The following is a 22,951-nucleotide window of genomic DNA, read 5'->3' as shown; positions in this document are numbered from 1 at the left end:
TTGATTGATGTTTTGTATTATTTTTGTGGTAAAAAATTATAACATTTACATGATTTCAAAAGGCTTTTTAAAATTTAAATTAGCTTAAATTATTGGTTGTTTGCGGGAATCTGCAAGTGGCTCATTAATTAAAATTTATTTCTTCTGCAAAAAGACAAAATGTGTCCATAGTTTTTTTTATACTCCTGCTATTAAAACACGAAGGGAGTACAAGATGCAACAGTTGGTCGAAAAACTAAAGAGTATGAAAAACGCTACAGTCGAGCAGCATCGTCAGGTGATAAAGAAGTACGCTCATGCCGAGGTACTAAAAGAATTAAAAAATGCAGGACTCTCAAAAGATGACATTTCCCAAAGCGAGTTTGATGACCTTTTAGAAGAAAAGACCAAGCAAGCCGATTCATTTAGTAAAGGCGCGTTGGCTGCAGGCGGTGCGATGCTTTTTTTAGAGCTTCTGGGGTAGAGATGTCTCAGATATTACTGCTTGACAAGCTGCTCAAAGAGTACAGGTTATGGACACTCAAGCTTATAAGCTCTTCGGATGATATTTACCACAACATCTTGCAAAAAGGAAGCGGTAAAGCGATAGAAGAGAAGCTCATAAGCATCATCACTGCTTCTGTGACACTCTATGTAGTTACTGGGGTTTTATCGTTTTTTGGACTATATACGGGAGGTTTTTTTATGGGAACGCTCTTTTTTATGGTCGGGCTTCTCTTTTCAAGATATCTCAACAAAAAGATATTCGGCACAGAGAGAAAAGAGGAGGATTTAAAAGATGATGAAAAGGTTTTACTCTCAAATCTAAGAGCGATAAATGAGACACACAAAACCATCAGAGGCAAAATAAACGACGGCTCCATGCTAGTCAACTTTAGGGATTATGCCCGCTTAAGTCAAGAGTTTGACTCAATGCTAAAAGAGCTAAGAGAGTACAAGGCAACTCATCTGGCGTACAAATACAGGCTAAGCCATAAAATAGCAATTGGCAAATACGGCGTTCAGGTAAAACGATTTAACGCTATTTACGCACACAAAGATTAGGAGAGATCATGCACGGCACGATAATAACGATAGTTATAACTATTTGGATACTTATGCTTTTTGTCATGAGCATCAAAAAGAACAGCATAAGAAACTTTAAGGGTGAGATAGTAAGCCTCGGGGTGCTTGGAACTTTCATAGGTATCGCCATAGGCTTATTTGGCTTTGATGCAACCGATATAAAATCAAGTATGCCATCGCTTCTTGAAGGACTTAAAACGGCGTTTATAACCTCCGGGATAGGAATATTTTTCTCTATAGTTCTCTCCATCTCAAAGCCTCTGCAAAGCTCTAAAAGCCAAACTCTCCAAGCGTTGGAGACCGTTGTTAGAGAGTTTAACAGCAACCTGACATCTCAGTTTGGCGACAACTTCAAAGAGCTAAACGAATCCGTAAAGAACATGATACTTTGGCAAGACAACTATAAAATGCACATCAGCAAGAGTGAGGAGAATCTAAAGAGCATTTTGGGGCAGCTGGAGAAAGTGGAAGTAATAAAGGAACAGGAGCAAAAATACATACAAGAGCTTATATCAAACCTTGCAAAATCAAGCAGTGAGGTAAAAGAATCTTTAGAAGCTTCTACATCTATAGTCAAGGAGCAGATGCAGCTTCTGCTCAGAGAAGCGAACAGGAGGCTTTGATGAGCGAGCATGATAACAGCTGGATAAGCATAGCCGATGTCATGTCGGCTCTTATGATGATATTTATGTTTATAGCCGTAGCGTTTCTTTACCAGATAATAAGCCAGAAGCAGATCTACAGAGTACAGCTAAACCAAGCCCTGCATGAAGAGTTCAACAAGGATCTGCCTGATTGGAAGGCGATGATTACCGAAGATAATATCATAAGGTTCGATTCGCCCTTTGAGGTGGGAAGCGATGTCGTTCCGGATGGCTTCAAAAAGATCCTGGATGATTTTTTTCCAAGATATATAAAGGTGCTCACTCTTAGTGAATTTAAAAAAGAGATAGAGGAGATAAGAGTGGAAGGGCACACTTCAAACGGCTGGGGAAGCGCCGATGAAAAGTACTCATACCTCTACAATATGGAGCTGTCCCAAAAGAGAACAAGCAATGTACTATCCTACTGCTACAGCCTTGAAGATGGCAGCGTATATCAAAACATAAAATGGCTTCAATCCAATCTTAGGGCTATCGGTATGTCTTTTTCAAATCTTTTATACAAAGATAGTGCGAAAACCATGCAGGATGGAGACAGATCAAGAAGGGTGGAGTTCAAAGTAGTCACCAAAGAGCATTTTGAGTAGGTGGAGGAAAAAACATGAAAACAAAAAACATACTAGACAACACAGTAGACTCGATCAAAAAAGGAGCCGATACGATTAGTGAAAAATATGAAACTCACATTAGGCAAAAAGCTGTAGAACGAGTAAATAAAATGATACAGGACAAAGGTTTGTCGCTTGAACAGATAGAAGTTGAGGACTATGAAGCGATGATAAGCGATATCTCAAAAGACATAAAAGAAGATTACGCCAAAAAAGCTTCCCAAGGTCTGCTGGCTTTTATCGGGCTTGATTTTTTGTTTGGATGGTAGAAGATGTTTGGGTTTTTATTTAGGGGTGCCACATACTATATCTTGTGGAAGAAGTTTCAAAAGCAGATCATCTTAGCAGCTTTGTCTATCGTCATAATAGTTGCAATCATGGGTATATATAATGATCTCTTTGAGGTGCTAAAAAGAAGCCATAAAGACAATCTCATAGCCCTTTTGTTATTTAAATGGTTTTTGATTGTAATAATTGTCGGGTTTAATATCTATAAGCTAAAACAGGTTAAATTTGATGAGGATGAGAAGCGAGAGATTTTTAAAGAAGCCGATGAGTCAAAAAATAAATATCCTAAAAAATCTCAAGATGTTTTGAATAAAAAAGAGCGTCTCACTACCACTACAGAGCTTATTTTAAAAAAATATACTCATGACTAAAGTATTTTTTATGCTTTTCTTCGCACTGCTTCTTAGTGCAAAAGAGTACCTATACATACACATTCCAAGTGATCTGCCTTCTCAAAAAGTCGCAACATCATTTGGGAAGAAGCTGCTAAGTCTCATAGAAAACAGCCAAAATGAGATATGTTTTGCCATCTACGGTCTTAGAGGTCAAAATGAGATACTTGAAGCTTTGGTAAATGCCCAAAAAAGAGGAGTAAAGATAAAAGGAGTGGTTGACAGCGACAGCCACGACAAAAACTACTATAGCGACACGCATAAGCTCTACAGTCATTTTAAAATAGTAAGTGATCATAAAAGCTATATCATGCATAACAAGTTTTTTATATTTGATGGAAAAATTCTCTGGAGCGGCTCTTCAAATATAAGCGATACCGGTACAGGCGGATACAATGCCAACAGCTCTATGGTAATAGAGGATAAAAAAATAGCCGCTATCTATCTTGATGAATTTTATCAAATGTACGATGGAAAGTTTGGAATATGGAAAGAAGAGCATAGTTTTGAAAACATAAAAACTGATGAGTCGGTTGTCTCTATATATTTTTCGCCAAAATCAAAAACATACGACAAAACTATAAAAAATCTTGTGAAAAACGCCAAAGAGTATATCTATATCCCAATCTTTTATCTTACCCATAAAGAGCTCTCAAGTGAGCTAATAAATGCCCGCAAAAGAGGTGTGGATATCAAAATCATACTTGATGCAAGTGCGGCAAGAAACAGATACTCTACGCATAAACTTTTAAGAGAAAACGGCATCATGGTCAAAGTAGAAAATTTCGGCGGAAAAATGCATGCAAAATCGATGATAGTCGATGACCTGTATATAGTAAGCGGCAGTATGAACTTTACTAAAGCAGGCAATGAAAAAAATGATGAAAACACCATTGTAGTGAGAAACAGCACTTTGGCAAAACAGTACAAAAACTATTTTTTAGCTCTTTGGAATTTGATACCGAACAAATATTTGCATAAAGATCCAAACCCTGAAAGTTTAGAAAGCTTAAATAGCTGCATAGACGGTATTGACAATGATTTTGATGGAAAAACAGATAGGAATGATGAGTTGTGTAAGCAATAGATTAAAGCTCAATAGACAAACTATGTCCATCAAGCATTATAAAATCTCATAAACGCAATAAAGGATACGTATGAAGTTCAAAATAGCACTAGCCCTAACACTTTTGATAAGTTTTACACAAGCAGATGAGACTCTTCTCTCTCAAAAGTTGCATGAACTAGCAAAGAGTTACACAACTACTCTTCAAGCGCAAGATGCTTATTTAGTGATAATGGATGTAAAGACAGGACACATGGTAGGGGCAAGTGACTCTAAAAGCAGTGACGAAGATGAATCTTTAGCAAAACTCAAAAAGTACCGCTTTGAACCAGGAAATATCATACAGCCCATCACCTACGCAATAGCTATAGACTACAACAAAACAACTCCGGATGAGCTTTTAAGCGGGCATAAAGGTAAGTTTGCTATTGCTAGCAAATACATAACGGATGAGTATGCGTTTGATTATGTAAGCTCTGAAAATGCTGTGGTGCACTCATCAAACATCGTTGCAGCACAACTAGGTCTTAGACTTGATGCTTTAGAGCTGCATGACGGACTTGTAAGACTTGGACTTAAAGATATATTTGAATTTGATGCAAAATACAAAAATAACCTAACAATTCAAAAGCTTGAGTATGAGATATACAGAGCCGTAGCATCATACGGATACGGCTTTAGAGTAACTCTTTTGGATGTTGCAATGGTGTATCGTCAATTTTTAGAGCCGACAGATAATAGCTTTTTAGATCCAACTACCACTTCTTATGTAAAAAATACACTTATAAAAGCTGTAAAGGAGGGAACAGGTATGCAAGGAAATATTCAAGGAGTTGTAGTCGGAGGAAAAACAGGTACCGCACATGTGATTGAAAATGGAAAATATGTAAACAAATATCATACTTCATTTGTGGGATTTGCAGAGGATGACACAAACTCTTATATTATAGGCATGCTTATAGTGGACCCCAAAAAACAGACCTACGCATCGCAAACATCAGCGCCTCTTTTTAAAAAAACTGTAGAGATGATGATTAATATGGGATATTTGAGTAAAAGCCGTAACTTGAAATAATAAAATACATATATGTTCTATCGATTATATAGTGAAAATACCATTAAAAAGAAAGTGGGCAGGATAAACGATTTAAAGTTCATTTTCAAGCTCCTTTTGTAGTTGTTTAAACTCCTCTGGAGTAACTTCCAAATCTTCCATAAACTCTAAAAGCTCTTCTCTGGCTTTTATGTCTTCTTCACTCTCTTTGCCCAGAGGAATAAACTGTTTTCCGATTAAGCCAAGTGAATGTTTATAGTGTGCGGGTACAAGTTCCGGGTTATGTCTTAGGCATAAGATGTAGATGATGCCTCTTAAAAAATCAAAGGTCTCTTTAGTTGGTTTTATATCAAAACACGAAATATATTTATACAATCTTTCGTAGTCAATCTTGTTCATAAACACACCGGAATCCATATTTTGTTTGAACTCTTGCGCAGGAATAGCGTTCTTAAAAGTGTGATACTTTTGACGAAGATTTGCCATCGCTTCTTTTACTAACGGTCTGTATTTTTTTCTGAAATTGTGTGCAATAGCATAGTTGACATTATTGTTTTTTGTACTAAGATTAAGGTTTATATACGTTTTCATTAGAATGGTTTTATTGTCATATTTGTCAGATTCCAATATCCCCATCTGAACTTTTCGATACTGATTTCTAGTAGCGGTCATAATGGTTTTTTCAAATCGAGTTTTTCCTTCCTGTTCAGGATCTTTTTGATTTAAATTATAAACTTTCTTTTGAACTTTTTGATATGCTCTTTTGATGAAGTTGTTTTTGTTCTGAGGTGAATTGTCGTGAATGAGTTTAATGATTTTTTCAAAACCGTAATACTCACTTGGGTTAAATTCAAGGTCAGTAGCTTCCTCGCTATGATTAAGTATGTCTTCTCTTATTTCATCGAGGAACATTGAGAGGTGCTCTTCTTTTAGTATAAAATTCTCTTTTTTTTCTCTTATCATCTCTTCTCCTTTGAAAGTGCATTGGTCTTTTTTCCCAAAAACTGCGTTTGGCTTTCCGATACTTGTACGAAGTATTTGTAGTGCGTTTTTAAACGCACCTCACGTTTTTTATAATTTTTAGTCGTTTTTGCGTTGTGGTTTTTGCATTTATGAGACAAAACAACCTCTATTTTAGGCGCTCCGTAAATTTTCAAAACAGCAACGCACTTTTTCATAAATTCAACTCTGTATACATCCCTGTTTTGCGTCCTTATGGCAAGAACGCATAACAGTTTCCGAGAGTTTGATTTTCAAAATATGTGAACGCACTTTATGATACCCATTTTTAAAAAGAATCTTAATCTTTGTTTTTGTGATTCAAGATTGTATTTTGTAATATTTTTTACTACGCTACTCATGCTTTTATTCCTCTAATAATTTTCACATCTGATGAATTAGCCATTTTTTGGTAAAGTCTTTCAGCTGCAACTTTGGAAAACACAATATCGCTTTCTTTATCTTTTAAAAGATATTGCCCATTAGAGGTTTCAAACTTATAAGTTTTATTTTCAAACTCTACTTGCAAATTTGGATACTGTGCAGCATTTGACTTTAGGATATTTACAAAATCATAAAAAACTTTTTTTCTACCTTTTTTTTGAGAGTTTTTTTTATTATTCTCATTAGTTTTAGTAGAGTGAGTATTAGTAGTTGCCGATTTTCCGATGTCATAAAAACCGATATCATGTTTTCTGCAGTCGGTGTAAAACTTCATAGCTTCTTCTTTTGTGAGTCCCTCATCACTAAATACCCAAACTTTACTTGCAAATCTACCTTTTTCTCGCAATTGTTCTCTGTAAAGATAGCCTGCATTTTCAAGCTCTTTTAGCGCACTAGCAATGGCAGTTCTTCCATCAAGAGTATAATCTTGTAACTTTTCCTCATAAAACTGCCAATCTTTGGGAAAATGCACCAAGATAAGACACATGCCCTTAGCTTTCAAGCTTATTTTTGAATCTTTTGCAAGTGTATTACTAACAATGCTAAAGTTTTTCTTTTTTTGCTTAAAATTTACCTTCATATTGAAACTCCTATCACTTCATGATCTTCAAGCCATTTATCTATCTTTTGACGGTCATAGCGTATAAATTTCCCACCAATTTTTGAAAAGGGAATTTTCTTTTGCATTCGATATTTAGACATCGTTCCTTCCTTGAAGCCGTATTCTTCTTCAAACTCCTCAGGTGTAAGCCATCTTTTTTGTTCTCTTTTCAATTCTTATCCTTTGTTATAGTTTCCTACTATACCAATACGCATTTTTTAGTAAATAAGTTTCCCTTTTCTATAAAAAAATTTATATTTTTTATATATAAACAAAGTATTAATGAAATATTTTCAAAAAAATTCCTAAAATTGACACTTAAGATTTAAAAAAAATTGAGTTCTGGAACTTTTTTCTATAAGTTGTCTCCGTCTTTGTTTCTAAAATTAATACTTTTATAAACTAATATTTTATAAAAATACATAATTCAAAAACAATTATCTTGCTTTTGTTTTAAAATATAGCTAAAATATAAATTATGAATTTACAAAATGATATAAAAATAAAACAACTATATCAAATGTTACCAGAATCAGTCGTGGCTCCAGCTTCTTGGCTTGCAGAGCAAGGCTACTCTATGCAGCTACTTTACCGGTACACCAAAAGCGGTTGGCTCAAAAAAACCTCAAGAGGCTCATACATAAGAGGCGATGCGAAACCATCTTGGCAGGGAGCTGTTTTAGGACTGCAAAAACTTAGCCATGAGCCATTTCATATAGGTGGCATAACATCACTAAATCTTCAAGGTTATGCTCATTATCTGCCGCTGAATGACTCACAAACAATATATTTGTACGGTACTCAAAAACTTCCAGCATGGTTTAAAAATATAGAGCTTGAACAAGAGTTTTGCATTATGAAAAAGCCATATTTTGAGTCAAAAGGACTTAAAAGCATACCGTCAAATATAAAAGATTGGGAGATGGTAGTTTCCTCTCCTGAGCGAGCAATAATGGAACTTCTCTATCAAGTAAAGCCCAATGGGCTAAGTTTTGAGTTTGCAGCAGAAATATTTGAGGGGCTTACGACTCTTCGTCCATCTCTAGTCAATGAACTTTTAACTATGTGTGAAAACATAAGAGTGAAACGCCTTTTTCTTTTTCTGACAAGCTACTTTAACCATCCTTGGTCAAAGCATATAAAAACAGACGGCTTAGAACTTGGAACTGGCAGGATGCAGATCGTAAAAAACGGTGTATTTGACAACAAGTTTTTAATAACAATACCAAAAGAGTACCATGCTAGATAAAAATTCTATCTATTACAAACAAGTTCAGCTGCTCTTAGAAGTGCTACCTTATGTGTCACAACAGGAGTGCTTTGCTCTCAAAGGTGGTACAGCTATCAATATGTTTGTAAGAGATATGCCAAGACTTTCTGTAGATATAGATCTGATGTATCTACCTGTAGAAGATCGAGAAACCAGCCTTCAAAACATTGCCGAGTCGTTTGAAAGAATTGCTCGCTCAATTGAATCTTCAATAAAAGGTGCAAAAGCACATAGACTTGCTCAAAGAGAAGATGAAACACTATCTAAGCTTCAAGTTGAGAAAAGCGGTGTCCGCATCAAAATAGAAGCATCGCCTGTTACTAGAGGAACAGTGAGAGAGCCGAGTGTGCTCAATGTATCGCAAAGAGTGGAGGAGGAGTTTGGTTTTGCCGAGACGAGTGTAGTTCACTTGGATGATCTGTATGCTGGAAAACTGTGTGCCGCACTTGATAGACAACATCCAAGAGACTTTTTTGATGTGCGAGGACTCCTTGACAACGAGGGGATCAGCAATACTCTTATGGATGTTTTTATAGTTTATCTCATAAGCAGCAATCAGCCTATATCAAAACTACTGCAACCAAACTTGATAGACATAGAGAGGATCTACGCTGAACAGTTTGTCGGGATGCCGATAAAACCAATGCCTTTGGAAGTTTTAGAAGCAACCAGAATTGAGCTTATTAGCACAATTCGTTCTAAGCTCACTCAAAACCATCGTGATTTTTTGATAGGTTTTAAAGAGGGAAATCCTGACTGGAGTTTGCTTCCTTTTGAAAATATTGAAGAGCTTCCATCTGTAAAGTGGAAAATGCTAAACCTTAAGAAAATGCAAAAAAACAAAAGAGATGAAGCTATACAAAAACTAAAAGATACGCTAAACTCTCTTACACCTCGTTCGTAATCTGCTTGATAGTCTGATTTGTAATCTCAGAGGCTTTTTTATAGTTCGCGCTCAAATAAAACTGATTGACAGTATTGAGGTTAGTGTGTCCTAATGAAGCGGATAAAATAGTAGATGCAGTACCTAGCTCACCCATTGCACTTACTAAGATATGCCTAAAATAGTGCATTGTCAGCTCTGGGATATTTGAAAGCTCTTTGATCTTTGCCAGTTGTCTTTTAGGGGTGGAGAGAGTTTTGCCTGTGATTGGAGATTTGAAGACCAATCCTTGCCTATTATCGTCAATCTGTTCAAGTGCTTCACGGATAGGCTCAGGCAGTTCAAAAAACTGCTCTTCGCCGATCTTGTTGTTTTCTTCTTTGATTCTATAGATATTTTTTGAGAAATAAATGTCATCCCAGCTGAAAGTTTTGATCTCACCCCATCTTCTACCGTAGAGTGCAAACAAAAAGAGCGCCCTGTAAAATGGGTCTTCATCGTAAGTTTCCATAATGACCTTATACAACGTTGCCAATTTTACTCCAGCATCCGTCACAATTCTTTTTTTAGCTTTATTTGCTTTTGCATAGTGCTTTGATAATTCGATTTTTGGTATGTCGCTGATCACTTTGTTGTCATAAGCATATTGCATGATCGGTTTCAGAGTCTGTATAAGCACTTTTTTGATCGTTCTTGGACTACAACCGTTTTTTGTTTGTTTCGTATGCCCTTGAGCTTCCATGGCGGTTCTAATAGTATTTATATCGTGAAGTCGGATACTTTTTATCTTTTTTTTGCCGATCGTATCTAAAAGATAAAGTCTATAAGCATCTTTTCGCTCTTGGGTCCAGTTTGTTTTACTTGATTCTTTTTCAAAATATGCTTCTGCTACTTTATTTAGGGTAGAATCCTCATCAAACCCAATGGAGATCTCATTATGTTTTTTTTGAGAAGCATCTTTAAACTCCAACATGTCAGCCTTGGCTTTTGCAACCCTTGTTCTTTTATCCCAGTTTTTGTCCGTGTAGTCAAATAATCTGGAGAATTCTTTCCCCTCTATTTTAAAGCGGCAATAAAATTGAGTATATGTTTTATCAGCCTTGAGTCCAGTATCAACTTTCTCTGTAAAATCACTTTTATTAATCGCCATATGTTCCTCTTGATGAATGGGTCCCACTTTGGGTCCCACTTTTTTATGAATTATTATAGCATGTAAGGAATTATAAAGAAATATAGAATGCCTATTTTAGGCTAATAGGAAGCAAAAAGTATATATAAGAAATCATTGACACCTTGTCTCATAAGCCGGGGGTCGGGGGTTCAAGTCCCCCCTCTGACACCACTTTTTAAGATTCCGAATTAGCTCAGCGGTAGAGTAGGTGACTGTTAATCACTTGGCCACTGGTTCGAATCCAGTATTCGGAGCCACCCTTTTATAAACCCTCTAAAATAGCCTTTTCAACCAACGCCAATTTAACTAACCACAAACTAAAACTAGACTATGCAAGAAGCCCATTTAGCGAAATATTACTCGTCACATTAAGAGCGTTATAGTGGCTATTTATTTGACAACCATACGAAGTGAGCATCACAAGCTTGATGTCGTATTTTCCTTTTAGGGCATACTTTTTAAACATCTCTACTTTATGCAAAAGATTCTCTTTGTAATCTTTTGAGATTACAAACTCACTATTATAAAATTTGCACTCTACTATGTCATAGACACTATTTTCATACTCGACAATAAAGTCTATTTGGGCTCCACTATCCTCATCATTGCCTACAAAATTCCAATATCCATAGCTTTTTGCCAGTCCTTTTGTCATTCTGGTTTGCAAATATAAATCTATATTAACCAAACATAAAACTTCAAATGCGAAACCACTCCAGATAGCATATTTTTGAGAGTTCATGACAGTACTAAAATATGGTTTTTGTAAGGAGATAAGCTCATTTTTGCTAAATTCACTTCCCCATTTATTATAAAAAAGCACAAACGGATCACTGATGATATATTTTGCATTGATTTTTGAACCTAGTTTGCTAAGAGGCATGATAAATCCGGCTTCACTTAACTCTGCTACTGCATCTTTTATCTTTGAGCCGCTTTTTTCTCCAAGGGCATTTGCCAACTCTGTTTGAGTAAATCCACTCTGCTTTTGGCTTAAAATTTTTATGATAGATGAGTAGTAGGATGCTTTTGTATCAAAAAGAGATTTTAATACCTCGATGTACTCTTTGTTTAGGTGTCCATCAATGTTAAAAATAAGCTCATCGATATTTTGAGCCATAGTTTTTGAACTATCAAGTAAACTGAGATACTTTGCAACACCACCAAACACCATGTAAATCTCTGCTATGGTTTTATCATCTATTTGAAACTTTTTTTCATGCAGTAGATACTCTTTTGTCTCTTTGAGGTCAAAGGGTTTAAGATGTATTTTTATATCAAGCCTTTGATAAAGTGGTCCGTTGCTATCTTCAAATATTTTGTTTTTAATCCAAGAGGAGTTTGAACCACAAAGAATCAGCACTATATTTTTATTGCTTAGAGCAAATTCATTCCAAAAATAGCCAAGCGCGCCTATGAAACCACCGCTATTTTTTTTATCTATCCATGGCACTTCATCTAAAAAAATGACTACTTTTTGATTTGGTGTTTGGGCAGATGCAATAGCTTTTTTTAAAAAGTTAAACCCACTCATCCAGTTTGTTATATCTTTTGAAGGTTCGAATTTAAACCAATCATAAACAGCTTCGATGAAATTTTCTAATTGAGTAGAACTATCAAGCATATACGACCCGGTAAATCTAAAAAATAGACAATCTTTTTTATGCTCACTAAACATATGGTTGATAAGATAAGTTTTGCCTATCCTTCTACGCCCATAAACTGCAATAAGCTTACTCTCATCTTGCTCACAAGCATTTGATAAGATTTCTAGTTCTTTGTTTCTACCAATCATTTCAAGCCTTTAATGTGCGTATATTTCGCAATATTATCATAAATGCGAAATATAATCAATTCTTGATAAGTAGATTTCATTTTTATTATTTTAATTACACTCTTAAGTAAGAGAGTTTCTCAAATCATCAGCATCTTTTTTTACCACGCCAATTCAACAATTCAGCGCAACACAAAATACGGATTTACATAGTACCGTACCTAATAATTATGCCCACTATGCTACAAACATCATCTTTGCAAGAACAATTATAAAAAACCCGAGTACTAAAACAAGTTTATGAAAATGCTCCTGCATAAATGGGTGTTTTGGTTTTTGTGTTAGTTTTGTGTAGAGATTGTAAAGCACTCCTATAGCGATAATGAGTGCTAACGTTATCTTTATAACAAGCAGCTGTTGCAAAGGTGTTTCAAAAAAACCTGCGCTTGAGTTGATGTACTTTGACATCATCATGCCGCCTGTTAGCACAATAACGAGAAGTGCGGGCGGAAATATTTTGAAGCTTTTTGCTCCAAGTGTTTGAGCGATTTTTGTATCGGTCTCTTTGCCAAACTTATTTTTAAGTGCCGAAATCATAACAACATCAGTAAATACGTATCCTATAAAGATAACGGCAAGTACCAAGTGAATGATGTGTGCGTATGGGTAGATTGCTTCCATGTGTCTCTCCTTTTTTTAATCCCGTTTTGTAGTTTTTCTTTTTTTGGCAGATGGAGTTTTTTTGCTTGTTAGCTCTTTTTTTGGCTTACTGGGTTTTGCTGGTGCTTTTTTGAAGCGTTTTGCTTCTGGTTTTTTATGCTCGCTCTTGAGTTTTACCTCATCTTTGTCAAGTCTTCTTATGGTTGGGTCCGGCTCAAATCCCTTTATAGTCTCTTTTTGAATTTTCATACCTATTAGTTTTTCAATATCTCTGATATCGTGCTTCTCGTAAACATCTATCAAGCTTATCGCCATCCCCTCTCTTCCTGCACGCCCCGTTCGCCCTACTCTGTGAACATAATCCTCCGGAATCGACGGAAGTTCATAGTTAATGACAAAAGGAAGTTCTTCTATATCCAAACCTCTTGAAGCGATATCTGTCGCTACAAGAACTTTTATCTTGCCTTCTTTAAATTCATTAAGCGTTTTTAAGCGCCTCGCCTGCGTTTTATCGCCATGAATAATGCCACATTTTAAACCATCTTTTTTCAGCTCAAGCACTAACGCATCGGCACTTGCTTTTGTTCTGGTAAAGACTAAAACTTGTCTAAAATTTCTTGAACCGATGATATACGCCAAAAGCGGTGCTTTTTTGTCCGTATCGACCAGATAAGCTATTTGGTTGATGGTATCAACCGTTGAGTTCTTTTTTGATGTCTCTATGAATTCCGGTTTTGTGAGGATAAGTTTTGAGAGTTTTCTTACCTTGTCGCTGTATGTAGCAGAGAAAAGAAGCGTTTGATGCCTTTTTGGCAAAAGAGGATGAATCTTTCGTATCTCTTTCATAAAGCCCATATCAAGCATTCTATCTGCTTCATCAAGGACAAAAATCTCCACGCTTGAGAGGTCTAAACCCTTCTCGACATGCTCCAGCACTCTGCCGGGTGTTGCGATGACGATATCAATACCTTCCTTGAGAACTTTTTTTTGCATCTCCAAATCTTTTCCGCCTACAAGCACTGCAATATTTAGTTCCATATTTTTTGCATAACTTTTCAAATCTTCATATATCTGAATGGATAGCTCACGCGTAGGAGAGATGATAAGACCGCGAAGCGCCCTCTTCTCGTCTGCGGTTGTTTTTCTAAGCCGCTGAAGCATAGGAAGCCCAAAAGCGGCGGTTTTTCCCGTACCTGTTTGAGCAGTTGCAAAAATATCGCTTTTTGCCAAAACCAAAGGAATCGCACGAGACTGTATGGCTGTAGGTTTTTCGTAGCCGAAGTCGTTTATAGCGCTAAGAATGGGCTTGATTATCCCAAGTTTTTCAAATGACATTATTTTCCTGTTTCATTAAATTGTTTTTGCTCCTAGCCCGTTTTTTCGCTCGTGACGCTTAAGAACAAGGTTTTTCTCAAATTTGTTGAGATTATAAAAAAGTGTCCCAACCACTGTGACGATAAGCGGTATCGCAAAATACCAATGCGCTTTAATCCATCTAATAAGCTCCAAAAGCTCATCCCCGTAAAAATAGGCGGGAATAATCGTGATGGAAGCCCAAGCGATGGCGCTTACAAAGTTGATAACGGCAAATTGGCGACTTGAATATTTTGTGATACCTATCGCCATGGGAATGACTGTTCGCATTCCATACATATATCGCTGCACAAATATAATAGGCCAGCCGTATTTTTTGAGCAACAAGTGAGCTAACGCAAACTTTGTGCGTTGTGAGCGAATTTTATTGTGAATATACTTTTTGTTAAACCGCCCGATATAAAAGTAGATTTGATCCCCCGCAAAACCGCCAAATCCACCAACAATAATAGCAAAAGGCAAAAACATATCTCCCGTATGAGACATAATGCCCGCCATTATAAGCCCAAGTTCCCCTTCTAAAATACTCCAAGCAAAAAGAACGATATAGCCATACTCTTTGAGCCAATCAAGAAATAACTGCTCCACAAACACCTTCGATACCATAATATTATACGGTGGATTATAGTCAAAGATATGTTAATCCAAGGTTTAATTTTGCTATAATTTTTGAAAAATCAAAGAGCTGTTAATGATAAGAAAAACTTTTAAAACAATCAGCGCAAGCGAAAAATTAAGAAGCTTTATGCAAAAGTACAACATCCCAGCAGACTATCTTTTTCCAAACAGAAGAATGGTTTCAAAAGGAGTTTTGATAGGGCTTTTCATTGCCTTTATTCCCATGCCCATGCAGATGCTCGCCGTTGTATCCGTCATCCCCTTTGCCCGTTTTAACGTCCCAATCGCCCTCTCCATGTGTTGGCTCAGCAACCCTTTTACCATGCCGCCTATGTACTATATGGAATATCTTACAGGAAGCTTTCTCTTAGGCATGCAGACATCGCCTGTGGAGATGACGCTAGAGTGGTTTAGCCAAAACATCGGCAATATTTTTATCCCTCTGTATGTCGGGACTGCTTTCTACTCTGTTTTTGGTTCAATTCTTGGTTATTACCTTGTAAATCTTGTTTGGAGAAACTCCGTACGTAAAGATCAGGAGATTCGTAAAAATGGAAATGCAAAGTGTAGTTCAAAGAATACAGATGATGCCTAAAGCGCTCTCTTTTTAAAGTAAATCCACGCAACAGCACCTACAAAACTCATCGCTAGACTCATAACTTGCCCTTGCGTTATCGCATTGCAACAAACGTATCCTATCTGCACATCAGGTGCGCGCCAAATCTCGGCTACAGCACGGAAAATTCCGTAGCTGATACCATAAACCAAAATCAGCTCCCCGCTGAATTTTTGATATTTTTTATAGATATAGACAACTAAAAATACCCCAAATCCTTCCAAAACAGCTTCATAAAGCTGTGATGGATGACGCAGTACGCCATCAACCAAAATCCCCCATGGCACGTCCGTCTCTCTGCCGATAAGTTCTTGATTTAAAAAGTTGCCGATACGTCCAAAAACAAATGCAAGCGGTACGCTTATGGCGACTAAATCCATAATCTTGCCAAATGCGATTTTATGTTTTTTGGAGTACATATAGGTGCTTATCAAAAAGCCCAAGACCGCGCCGTGGTAGCTCATGCCTCTTATGCCTACAAACTCGCCATTAGAAAATGGATTAAAAATCTGCCACGGATGTGAGAGGTAGTAGAGTGTATGCGTATCGTAAAATAGGATATAGCCAAGTCTAGCACCCAAAATAACGCCAATTTCTACATAGATAAAGTAAGCATCTATCTCTTTGCCACCAAAATCAAGGCTCTCTTTTTTGATAAAGTACTTCCCGATATAAAGTGCAGTGAGCAGTGCCAAAACATACATAATCCCATACCAATGCACCGGTATAAAAAGCGTAAAAGCTATCGGGTCAAATGTTGCGTAAATGTTGTTCCACGCCGACATTAGTCTCTAAGCGCCTCGGCGATAAGCTCTATTGGGTTTTTAAAAACTTGCGGCGCATCGACATAGTTCATGGAAGCGTTTATCTGCATACGGCATGCGCTACACTCTGAACTGACGAAATCAGCTTTTGTCTCTTTTATCATAGCTGCTTTTGGAAGTCCCGCAGCTTTTGCAAGATGGTACTTCTCGCTTTGCATTGTCACACCGCCAAATCCGCAGCATGTATTTGGGTCGCTCATCTCTTTGATGGTGTAGTTTTGACTTATAAGATTGCGTGGTTCTTTATGGATGCCTTGCATTTTTCTTGCATGACACGGGTCATGGTAAGTGACTATTTTTGCATCTTTTTTCTTTGATGCGAGTATCTTGCTAAGCTCTGTATGCTTCTCAAGCCACTCGGTTGCCATAAAGATTTTATCTTTCAAGGCCACCGCTCTTGCCAACCACTCAGGCTGGTCATGAAAGTAGTGTTCATAGTCGATTTTGAGCATAGCACTGCATGTCGCTTCAGGAACTATAATAGCCTCAACATCTTTGCTAAAACTCTCAAAATACTCTATGTTAAACTTTGCGTTATAGTCAACCGTATCAAAATCTCCCGTAAAATAGGCAGGTGCAGAACAGCACTTTTGGTCTTTTGCCAAAAATGCGTCTATGCCCAAATGTTCAAGTATCTCTAAAAGCGAATTTCCGACATTTACATAGTTGTAGTTGCCCAAGCACCCTATAAAGATGGCGACTTTTCTTTTTCCGCCGTTGTTTATATTTTCTTCGTGTGAATTTAAAAATGAGGTTTTTCTTAGACTTGGCAAGAGCCTGTCGGCTTTTAACATCGGCAGATTAAAGCGGGAACTCATAGAGTCGATGTCCGCTTGAATCTTAAAGCCGCATGTCTGAAACACCCATCCGAGTTTAAATGCTATATCGTTAAGCCAGCGGTGGCGAAGAAGCAAAAAGAAAGCTTTTTTGTACCATGCGATACCGAACTTTTTGCCTATGTCGGAGCGAACTTGTTCTATAACCATGTCAGTAGGAAGTGATTTTGGGCAAACCTCAACACAAGCCGTACATAAAAAACAGCTCTCAAAGATGGCTTTTGCATTTGCATCCAGTTCAAGATTGCCTCTTTGGTACGCTCCTAAAAGATCTAAAAAACCGCGAGGCGAGGTAACTTCATCGGCATTGACATTGTGAATGGTACAAACGGGGATACACTTTCCGCACTTGATACAATCATCCGTTATAGATTTAAAATCAAATATATCTTGTGGTGTATGACTCATCGCTAAACCGTTTTAGAGAATGTTTTTGCATTTGCAGCATGTTTTTTCATATAGGCATCAAAAGGCATTGCGATATTTCTTATAAGCAGTGTTCCCGTTTGGCTGCACTCTATAAAATCATCGCTTATCATTAAAAGTTCATCATCTTCAAACGGTTTTAGGGCTTCAACCGCATCCGCAAAATAGGACTTAAAATCAATACCAAAGAGCTTTTCAAATCTTTTTATATCAAGCTTGAAGTTGCTCATAAGTTCCATGATTACAAATTGCCTGATTTGGTCATCTCTGTTTAAGACGATTCCTCTCTCAAAAGGGAGTTTGTTTGCATCAATAGCCTCTTCATACTCCTGCATATCTTTGGTGTTTTGCGCATAGTAGTCCACCCCTTCGCCGATGGAAGTAAGCCCCACGCCCACCAAATCAGCTCCGCCTTTTGTGGTATAACCTTGGAAATTTCTGTGAAGTTCCCCTTTTTCTATCGCCTTAAAAAGTTCATCTTCAGGCTTTGCAAAATGATCCATTCCTATCATTTTATAGCCATTAGAGGTTAAAAAACTGATGGTGTGCTGCATAATGCGGAGCTTCTCATCAGGCAGAGGCAGTGTCGTCTCATCAATCTTGCGCATAGTTTTTTTCATCCAAGGCACATGCGCATAGTTAAACACCGCAAATCTGTCGGGATTTAGCGTAAGAGCGAGTTCTAGCGTCTCTTTAAAAGTCTCTAAAGTCTGGAAAGGAAGTCCGTAGATAAGGTCAACATTGACCGAGTGCATACCGTACTTTCTCGCCAAGTCCATCGCCGCTTTTGTGATGGCGTATGGCTGGATTCTATGAACGGCATGCTGGACTTTTTCATTAAAATCCTGCAAACCGAAGCTCACACGGTTAAAACCGTTATCACTTAATACTTTCATCTGCTCTTCATTTATGTGGCGAGGGTCTATCTCACAGCTGATTTCCGCATCTTTTACGAAATTTGGAAAAAAAGATTTTATCTCTTTGATAACCTCTTCCAACTGCGGTGCATTGAAAAAAGTAGGAGTTCCGCCGCCAAAGTGCATCTGAATCACTTCACGGTTGCAGTTTACATAGGAAGCGAGTATCTTTAGCTCTCTTTTGAGGTAGTCGATGTAGCGAACCATCTTATCCTCTTTGGAAGTAAAGACGACATTGCAACCGCAAAAATAGCACGCATTTTTACAAAAAGGCAAGTGAAAGTAGAGGCTCAAGGGGCGAGCAGAATCTTGCTGTTGTAACTTTTTTATATACTCGTCATACCCGAATGTATCGCTAAACTCTAACGCTGTCGGATAACTTGTATAACGAGGTCCCGGTTTTGAGTATTTTGTAAATTTTGTGAAATCTAGCATAATAAATAGTCCATTTCTTATAATTTGGCGATTATCTCTAAAAAGTGTTGAAAGGCTAATTAATTTAGTTTTTTAATTTCCCTGCCAATCTTTGATAGACTTCACAACTCTCTAAAAGTTCACTATGTTTCCCGCTTGCTATAATCTTGCCTTTTTGCATCACCAAAATCATATCCGCATGTTTTATCGTACTGAGTCTGTGGGCGATAGTTATGGTGATTTTGTCTTGTGTATATCTATCCAGAGCTTCTTGGATACGCTTTTCGCTCTCATTGTCAAGTGCGGACGTCGCTTCATCAAAAAGCAGAAGCGAGGCGTGTTTGTAGATGGCTCTGGCGATAGCGATGCGTTGTCTCTGTCCTCCTGAGAGGTTTGAACCAAACTCCTCCATTTTTGTATAAATCCCGTCTTCTAGCAACTCTGCAAAAGCCCATGCATCTGCCAAAATAAGTGCTTCTTTAACTCTCTCTTCATCAATCTCCTGCCCGTATGCGACATTTGCCGCCAAAGTATCTTGAAAAATGTAGATTCTTTGCGTTACCAAAGAGATATGATGCTTAAGAGAATCTTGCGTAAACTCTTTTATGTTTGTGCCATTTATAACTATTTCGCCGCTATTTGAATCATAAAAACGAAGAAGCATATTTATAAATGTACTCTTTCCGCCACCGCTATCTCCTACTAAAGCGATATTCTGGCCTTGCCTTATCTCTGCATTTACGCCATTAAGTGCATAACCCTCATCATAAGCAAGTTTTACATTTCTAAACTCTATATGCGTTATATCTTCACGCAAAGGCTTATTTCCATCAACTATTTTATTTTCTCTATCAAGGAGCTCAAAAACCCTCTCGCTTGCAGAAAAGGCATCTTGAATTTTAGAGTAGATGGAGCCGATACGGCGAATCGGCTGGAAAACAAGCCCGACAGCGGTTATAAATGCAGTAAACTCTCCTACACTCATGCGCCCCCCATAAACCTCTTTGCCACCTACAAAGATGACCGCCGCAAGCCCTGCCGCTCCTACTATCTCCATCAGCGGCGAGACAATATCGCCGACATAGACGGACTTCATATTTATCTTAAAAAATTGCCAATTTTGCGTACTAAACCGCTCCATCTCGAACTTCGCAGTTGCATTTGCCTTGATGATTTCGCTGTTGTTAAACACCTCGGTTAAGCGGCTCACCACATCCGCATTTTTCTCTTGTGAACGGCGCGAGTACTTTTTAAGTTTTTTTCCAATTTGCAAAATAGGGAAAATTGCCAGAGGCAAAAGCACAAGTGAGTAAAAAGCAAGCGTGGGATTGAGGTAGATAATATACCCCACAAGTGCAACACTCGTCAAACTCTCCCGAAGCAATTCAGGAAGCATGTTAGAGACAAAATAGCGGATACGCTCAATGTCGTTGGTCACACGAGAGATAAGCTCTCCGCTGCGATTTTGATAGAGGTATAACATATCAAAATTGATGATTTTTTCCAAAAGCATCTCACGAAATCGTGTAACGATATGCTGCCCGATATATGTCATAAAAACTGACTGCATATATCTGCCTACCGACTTAAAAAAGTAGATAGTCACAAGCCCGAGCGGGATGAGGTAGAGCATCTCCTCTTTTTTTTGGATAAACATCTCATCCATAAGCGGCTTCATGATATGCGCCGTCGCCGTCGTCGCGCCTACCGTAAAAATCATACCGACAAGCACTAAAAAATACTCAAATTTGTACTCTTTCATATATGGCAAATAACGTTTCAATATTTTTTTCAAAGCAGTTCCAAAACTTTTATCTTGTGCGAATTTTATCTAAAAAGTACTAAATAATCTTTTTTTCATTTTTCTTTGTGTAAAATCTCAACTTACATAAAACGCGACTGTGCCAATGGGATATAATGAAAAAAAACATTGCTGAAATTTGCCTTGCTCATGGGCTTGGTGGATTAGAACTCTCTGCCGTAAACTGTTTTGAGTACTTTAAGAACATAGCACAATGCCATATTGTAGTTGCACCCGGTACAAAACTGGATGATTTTATAGAGCACAAAGAAAAAGCAGCCATAAAACGCAGTAAATTTTTTCCATTTATCCCGGCACTAAAACTCGCAAGATTTATAGACAAGTATGATATAGATGTAGTTCATTTTCACTGGGGCAAAGACATAATGACTGTTGTTTTAGCAAAGCTCTTCAGCAAAAAAAAGCCAAAAATCCTTCACTCCAGACATATGAACATGACAAGATTCAAGGATGATTTCTACCATCGATGGCTCTATAAAAATATCGACCTGCTCCATGCAGTAACCAAACAAATAGAAGAACAGATGCAAAGGTTTATTCCTCAAGAGGTCAGACCATCCATAAAAACTATATACCTTGGTGCAAAAAAGTCTCAGGTTGATATGCAAAAAGTCGAGGATTTAAGAGCAAAGTATAAACTAAAAGATACATTTGTAGTTGGTATAGTCGGCAGAATTTGCGAAGATAAAGGGCAATATATCGTTATAGAGGCTCTCGCAAAACTCAAAGAGCCAAACATCAAAGCACTTATAGTCGGTCATACTATGAGCGAAGCATATCTCTCAGAGCTTAAAAAGAGAGTAAAGCATTTGGGGCTGGAAGAGAGAGTTCTCTTTAGCGGTTTTACAAAAGATGTGAACGAACACATAAGCCTATGCGATGTAACCGTTTTAGCAAGCCAGAAAGAAACTTTTGGACTGGTCGTTATAGAGTCGATGATAAACAGAGTGTGCAGCTTAGCCACAGACAGAGGTGGACCGCTAGAAATCATCCAAGATGGTGTAGATGGGCTACTTTTTGATAGAACAGCCGAAAATTTAGCGCAAAAGATAGCGTACCTCTATAAAAATCCGGATGCCAAAAAGTCCCTTGCAGAAGCAGGATACGTAAGAGCTAAAAAAGATTTCGGGTACGATGTTCAGATGCAAAAACTCTATGAAACGATAAAGAGCCTATAAGTGAAAATATGTATAGTAAAACTCTCGGCTATGGGCGACATCATCCACGCAATGGTCGCTCTCCAATTTATCAAAAAAGCATTACCGCACGCACGGATTGACTGGATCGTAGAGCGTACATTTGCGGATGTGCTTAAAAATAATCCTGACATTGATAACATTTTGCCCATAAATCTCAAATCGCTAAAAAAGAAAAAAAGCGAGATTTTTACGCAGTACAAAATCCTAAAAACTTACTCAAAAAACAATTACGATATCGTCATAGATGCGCAAGGACTGCTAAAATCTGCCATAGTCGCTAGAATTATAGGTGCAAAAGTGGTTGCGGGTTTTGACAAAGAGTCCGTTCGAGAAGGTATCGCCTCTCTTTTTTATGACAAAAAAGTCTCTATCGCCTACGATGCCAACACCATAGACAGAAATGTCACAGTCCTTTGCGAGCCGCTTGGTATAAAAGTATCAAGTGATATGATTTTAAAAAAAGAGAAATTTTTGTTTGCATCTTCACAAGTGCCAAATCTGCCGGAGATTTTCAATATTTTTGTCATAGGCTCCACATGGGAGAGCAGAAACTACCCAAAAGAGAAGTTTGTCGAGATTGCAGAGGCACTTAAAACTAAAACTTACATAGTTTGGGGAAGCGAGGAAGAGCACAAAAAGGCACTCTGGATGCAAGAACAATCAAAATATTTGCACATACTGCCTCGTGGTTCGTTAGATGAGCTAAAATATGTTATCTCAAAATGCGCCTTGCTTATAGGAAACGACACAGGACCGACACACATGGCTTGGGGGTTAAATGTACCCTCCATTACCATCTTTGGACCAACCCCTACAAATCGTGTCTATGTCACGCCTATAAACAAGGTTGTAAAATCCAAAAGCGTAGTAAATCACTATAAACTAAATAAAAATGATTTTTCAATTTGTGATATAAAAGCAGATGAGATTATCAAAATTGCAAAAGAGTTAAATAAGGAAATATAATT

Annotated in this window: 26 protein-coding genes and 1 tRNA gene; 14 read left to right on the top strand and 13 right to left on the bottom strand. The window is 37.6% G+C overall.

From position 1 onward, the window contains the following. Positions 1 to 214 precede the first annotated feature (214 nt). From PHY84_RS10480 to PHY84_RS10445, 8 genes are all read left to right on the top strand, one after another. Positions 215 to 463 (top strand): hypothetical protein, encoded by a 249-nt coding sequence (locus tag PHY84_RS10480; RefSeq protein ID WP_299859570.1) that lies wholly within the window; start codon positions 215 to 217, stop codon positions 461 to 463. Positions 464 to 465: 2 nt separating this feature from the next. Continuing rightward, on the top strand, positions 466 to 1,044 hold the full coding sequence (locus PHY84_RS10475; RefSeq protein ID WP_299859569.1) for a hypothetical protein: 579 nt from the start codon (positions 466 to 468) through the stop codon (positions 1,042 to 1,044). Positions 1,045 to 1,052: 8 nt separating this feature from the next. Beyond that, positions 1,053 to 1,688 (top strand): hypothetical protein, encoded by a 636-nt coding sequence (locus PHY84_RS10470; protein ID WP_299859567.1) that lies wholly within the window; start codon positions 1,053 to 1,055, stop codon positions 1,686 to 1,688. Further along, complete coding sequence (locus PHY84_RS10465; RefSeq protein ID WP_299859565.1) at positions 1,688 to 2,314, top strand: OmpA family protein; 627 nt, start codon at positions 1,688 to 1,690, stop codon at positions 2,312 to 2,314. The genes PHY84_RS10470 and PHY84_RS10465 overlap by 1 nt, the downstream gene beginning before the upstream one ends. A 14-nt stretch (positions 2,315 to 2,328) precedes the next feature. Further along, positions 2,329 to 2,604: a hypothetical protein gene (locus tag PHY84_RS10460; RefSeq protein ID WP_299859563.1), complete on the top strand. Its 276-nt coding sequence runs from the start codon at positions 2,329 to 2,331 to the stop codon at positions 2,602 to 2,604. 3 nt (positions 2,605 to 2,607) lie between these two features. Continuing rightward, complete coding sequence (locus PHY84_RS10455; protein ID WP_299859561.1) at positions 2,608 to 2,994, top strand: hypothetical protein; 387 nt, start codon at positions 2,608 to 2,610, stop codon at positions 2,992 to 2,994. Further along, entirely contained in the window at positions 2,987 to 4,102 is a 1,116-nt protein-coding gene (locus PHY84_RS10450) for a phospholipase D-like domain-containing protein (protein WP_299859559.1), read from the top strand. Before PHY84_RS10455 ends, PHY84_RS10450 begins: the two co-directional genes overlap by 8 nt. A 70-nt stretch (positions 4,103 to 4,172) precedes the next feature. Then, positions 4,173 to 5,156, top strand: a complete 984-nt coding sequence (locus PHY84_RS10445; RefSeq protein WP_299859557.1) for a penicillin-binding transpeptidase domain-containing protein — start codon at positions 4,173 to 4,175, stop codon at positions 5,154 to 5,156. 72 nt (positions 5,157 to 5,228) lie between these two features. Here PHY84_RS10445 and PHY84_RS10440 read toward each other — a convergent pair whose 3' ends face one another. The 4 genes from PHY84_RS10440 to PHY84_RS10425 all read right to left on the bottom strand — a co-directional run bounded on the left by PHY84_RS10440 (position 5,229) and on the right by PHY84_RS10425 (position 7,352). Then, the gene (locus PHY84_RS10440; RefSeq protein ID WP_299859555.1) at positions 5,229 to 6,098 is read right to left on the bottom strand and encodes a hypothetical protein; all 870 of its coding nucleotides are present in this window, start codon (positions 6,096 to 6,098) and stop codon (positions 5,229 to 5,231) included. Continuing rightward, entirely contained in the window at positions 6,095 to 6,313 is a 219-nt protein-coding gene (locus PHY84_RS10435; RefSeq protein WP_299859553.1) for a hypothetical protein, read from the bottom strand. The genes PHY84_RS10440 and PHY84_RS10435 overlap by 4 nt, the downstream gene beginning before the upstream one ends. Before the next feature lie 179 nt (positions 6,314 to 6,492). Then, entirely contained in the window at positions 6,493 to 7,158 is a 666-nt protein-coding gene (locus PHY84_RS10430; protein ID WP_299859551.1) for a hypothetical protein, read from the bottom strand. After that, positions 7,155 to 7,352 (bottom strand): helix-turn-helix domain-containing protein, encoded by a 198-nt coding sequence (locus PHY84_RS10425; RefSeq protein ID WP_299859549.1) that lies wholly within the window; start codon positions 7,350 to 7,352, stop codon positions 7,155 to 7,157. Before PHY84_RS10425 ends, PHY84_RS10430 begins: the two co-directional genes overlap by 4 nt. A gap of 305 nt (positions 7,353 to 7,657) precedes the next feature. Here PHY84_RS10425 and PHY84_RS10420 point away from each other — a divergent pair, with 305 nt between their 5' ends. Further along, positions 7,658 to 8,428, top strand: coding sequence for a type IV toxin-antitoxin system AbiEi family antitoxin domain-containing protein (locus PHY84_RS10420; RefSeq protein ID WP_299859547.1), 771 nt, complete (start codon positions 7,658 to 7,660; stop codon positions 8,426 to 8,428). After that, entirely contained in the window at positions 8,418 to 9,353 is a 936-nt protein-coding gene (locus PHY84_RS10415; RefSeq protein ID WP_299859546.1) for a nucleotidyl transferase AbiEii/AbiGii toxin family protein, read from the top strand. The genes PHY84_RS10420 and PHY84_RS10415 overlap by 11 nt, the downstream gene beginning before the upstream one ends. On the opposite strand, the gene PHY84_RS10410 is transcribed toward PHY84_RS10415, so the two are convergent. After that, on the bottom strand, positions 9,337 to 10,482 hold the full coding sequence (locus tag PHY84_RS10410) for a tyrosine-type recombinase/integrase (protein WP_299859545.1): 1,146 nt from the start codon (positions 10,480 to 10,482) through the stop codon (positions 9,337 to 9,339). The genes PHY84_RS10415 and PHY84_RS10410 overlap by 17 nt on opposite strands. Before the next feature lie 203 nt (positions 10,483 to 10,685). Between PHY84_RS10410 and PHY84_RS10405 the strand changes: the two genes are divergently transcribed. Beyond that, a tRNA-Asn gene (locus PHY84_RS10405) sits at positions 10,686 to 10,760 on the top strand. Between the two features lie 71 nt (positions 10,761 to 10,831). On the opposite strand, the gene PHY84_RS10400 is transcribed toward PHY84_RS10405, so the two are convergent. The 4 genes from PHY84_RS10400 to PHY84_RS10385 all read right to left on the bottom strand — a co-directional run bounded on the left by PHY84_RS10400 (position 10,832) and on the right by PHY84_RS10385 (position 14,899). Next, positions 10,832 to 12,298, bottom strand: a complete 1,467-nt coding sequence (locus tag PHY84_RS10400) for an ATP-binding protein (protein WP_299859543.1) — start codon at positions 12,296 to 12,298, stop codon at positions 10,832 to 10,834. A gap of 216 nt (positions 12,299 to 12,514) precedes the next feature. Further along, complete coding sequence (locus tag PHY84_RS10395; RefSeq protein ID WP_299859541.1) at positions 12,515 to 12,958, bottom strand: hypothetical protein; 444 nt, start codon at positions 12,956 to 12,958, stop codon at positions 12,515 to 12,517. 15 nt (positions 12,959 to 12,973) lie between these two features. Continuing rightward, positions 12,974 to 14,272 (bottom strand): DEAD/DEAH box helicase, encoded by a 1,299-nt coding sequence (locus PHY84_RS10390; protein WP_299859539.1) that lies wholly within the window; start codon positions 14,270 to 14,272, stop codon positions 12,974 to 12,976. A gap of 15 nt (positions 14,273 to 14,287) precedes the next feature. Continuing rightward, the gene (locus PHY84_RS10385) at positions 14,288 to 14,899 is read right to left on the bottom strand and encodes a DedA family protein (RefSeq protein ID WP_299859537.1); all 612 of its coding nucleotides are present in this window, start codon (positions 14,897 to 14,899) and stop codon (positions 14,288 to 14,290) included. Between the two features lie 103 nt (positions 14,900 to 15,002). Between PHY84_RS10385 and PHY84_RS10380 the strand changes: the two genes are divergently transcribed. Then, positions 15,003 to 15,524: a DUF2062 domain-containing protein gene (locus PHY84_RS10380; protein ID WP_299859535.1), complete on the top strand. Its 522-nt coding sequence runs from the start codon at positions 15,003 to 15,005 to the stop codon at positions 15,522 to 15,524. Here PHY84_RS10380 and lgt read toward each other — a convergent pair. The 4 genes from lgt to PHY84_RS10360 form a co-directional block, all read right to left on the bottom strand. Beyond that, complete coding sequence (gene lgt / locus PHY84_RS10375; RefSeq protein ID WP_299859533.1) at positions 15,521 to 16,330, bottom strand: prolipoprotein diacylglyceryl transferase; 810 nt, start codon at positions 16,328 to 16,330, stop codon at positions 15,521 to 15,523. The genes PHY84_RS10380 and lgt overlap by 4 nt on opposite strands. Then, positions 16,330 to 17,613: a (Fe-S)-binding protein gene (locus PHY84_RS10370; RefSeq protein ID WP_299859531.1), complete on the bottom strand. Its 1,284-nt coding sequence runs from the start codon at positions 17,611 to 17,613 to the stop codon at positions 16,330 to 16,332. Before PHY84_RS10370 ends, lgt begins: the two co-directional genes overlap by 1 nt. 2 nt (positions 17,614 to 17,615) lie before the next feature. Then, entirely contained in the window at positions 17,616 to 18,983 is a 1,368-nt protein-coding gene (gene hemN, locus PHY84_RS10365) for an oxygen-independent coproporphyrinogen III oxidase (protein ID WP_299859529.1), read from the bottom strand. 64 nt (positions 18,984 to 19,047) lie between these two features. Beyond that, on the bottom strand, positions 19,048 to 20,757 hold the full coding sequence (locus PHY84_RS10360) for an ABC transporter ATP-binding protein (protein ID WP_299859527.1): 1,710 nt from the start codon (positions 20,755 to 20,757) through the stop codon (positions 19,048 to 19,050). Positions 20,758 to 20,879: 122 nt separating this feature from the next. Here PHY84_RS10360 and PHY84_RS10355 point away from each other — a divergent pair, with 122 nt between their 5' ends. Together PHY84_RS10355 and waaC are read left to right on the top strand one after the other, a co-directional pair. Next, positions 20,880 to 21,962: a glycosyltransferase family 4 protein gene (locus PHY84_RS10355; protein ID WP_299859525.1), complete on the top strand. Its 1,083-nt coding sequence runs from the start codon at positions 20,880 to 20,882 to the stop codon at positions 21,960 to 21,962. Next, a complete protein-coding gene (gene waaC, locus PHY84_RS10350; RefSeq protein ID WP_299859523.1) occupies positions 21,963 to 22,949 on the top strand; it encodes a lipopolysaccharide heptosyltransferase I in 987 nt (328 codons plus the stop codon). The last annotated feature ends 2 nt before the right edge of the window (positions 22,950 to 22,951 follow it).

The sequence above is a fragment of the Sulfurimonas sp. genome, assembly GCF_028694605.1.
Lineage (GTDB): Bacteria > Campylobacterota > Campylobacteria > Campylobacterales > Sulfurimonadaceae > Sulfurimonas.
This window is presented reverse-complemented; position numbering and strand designations above follow the sequence as displayed.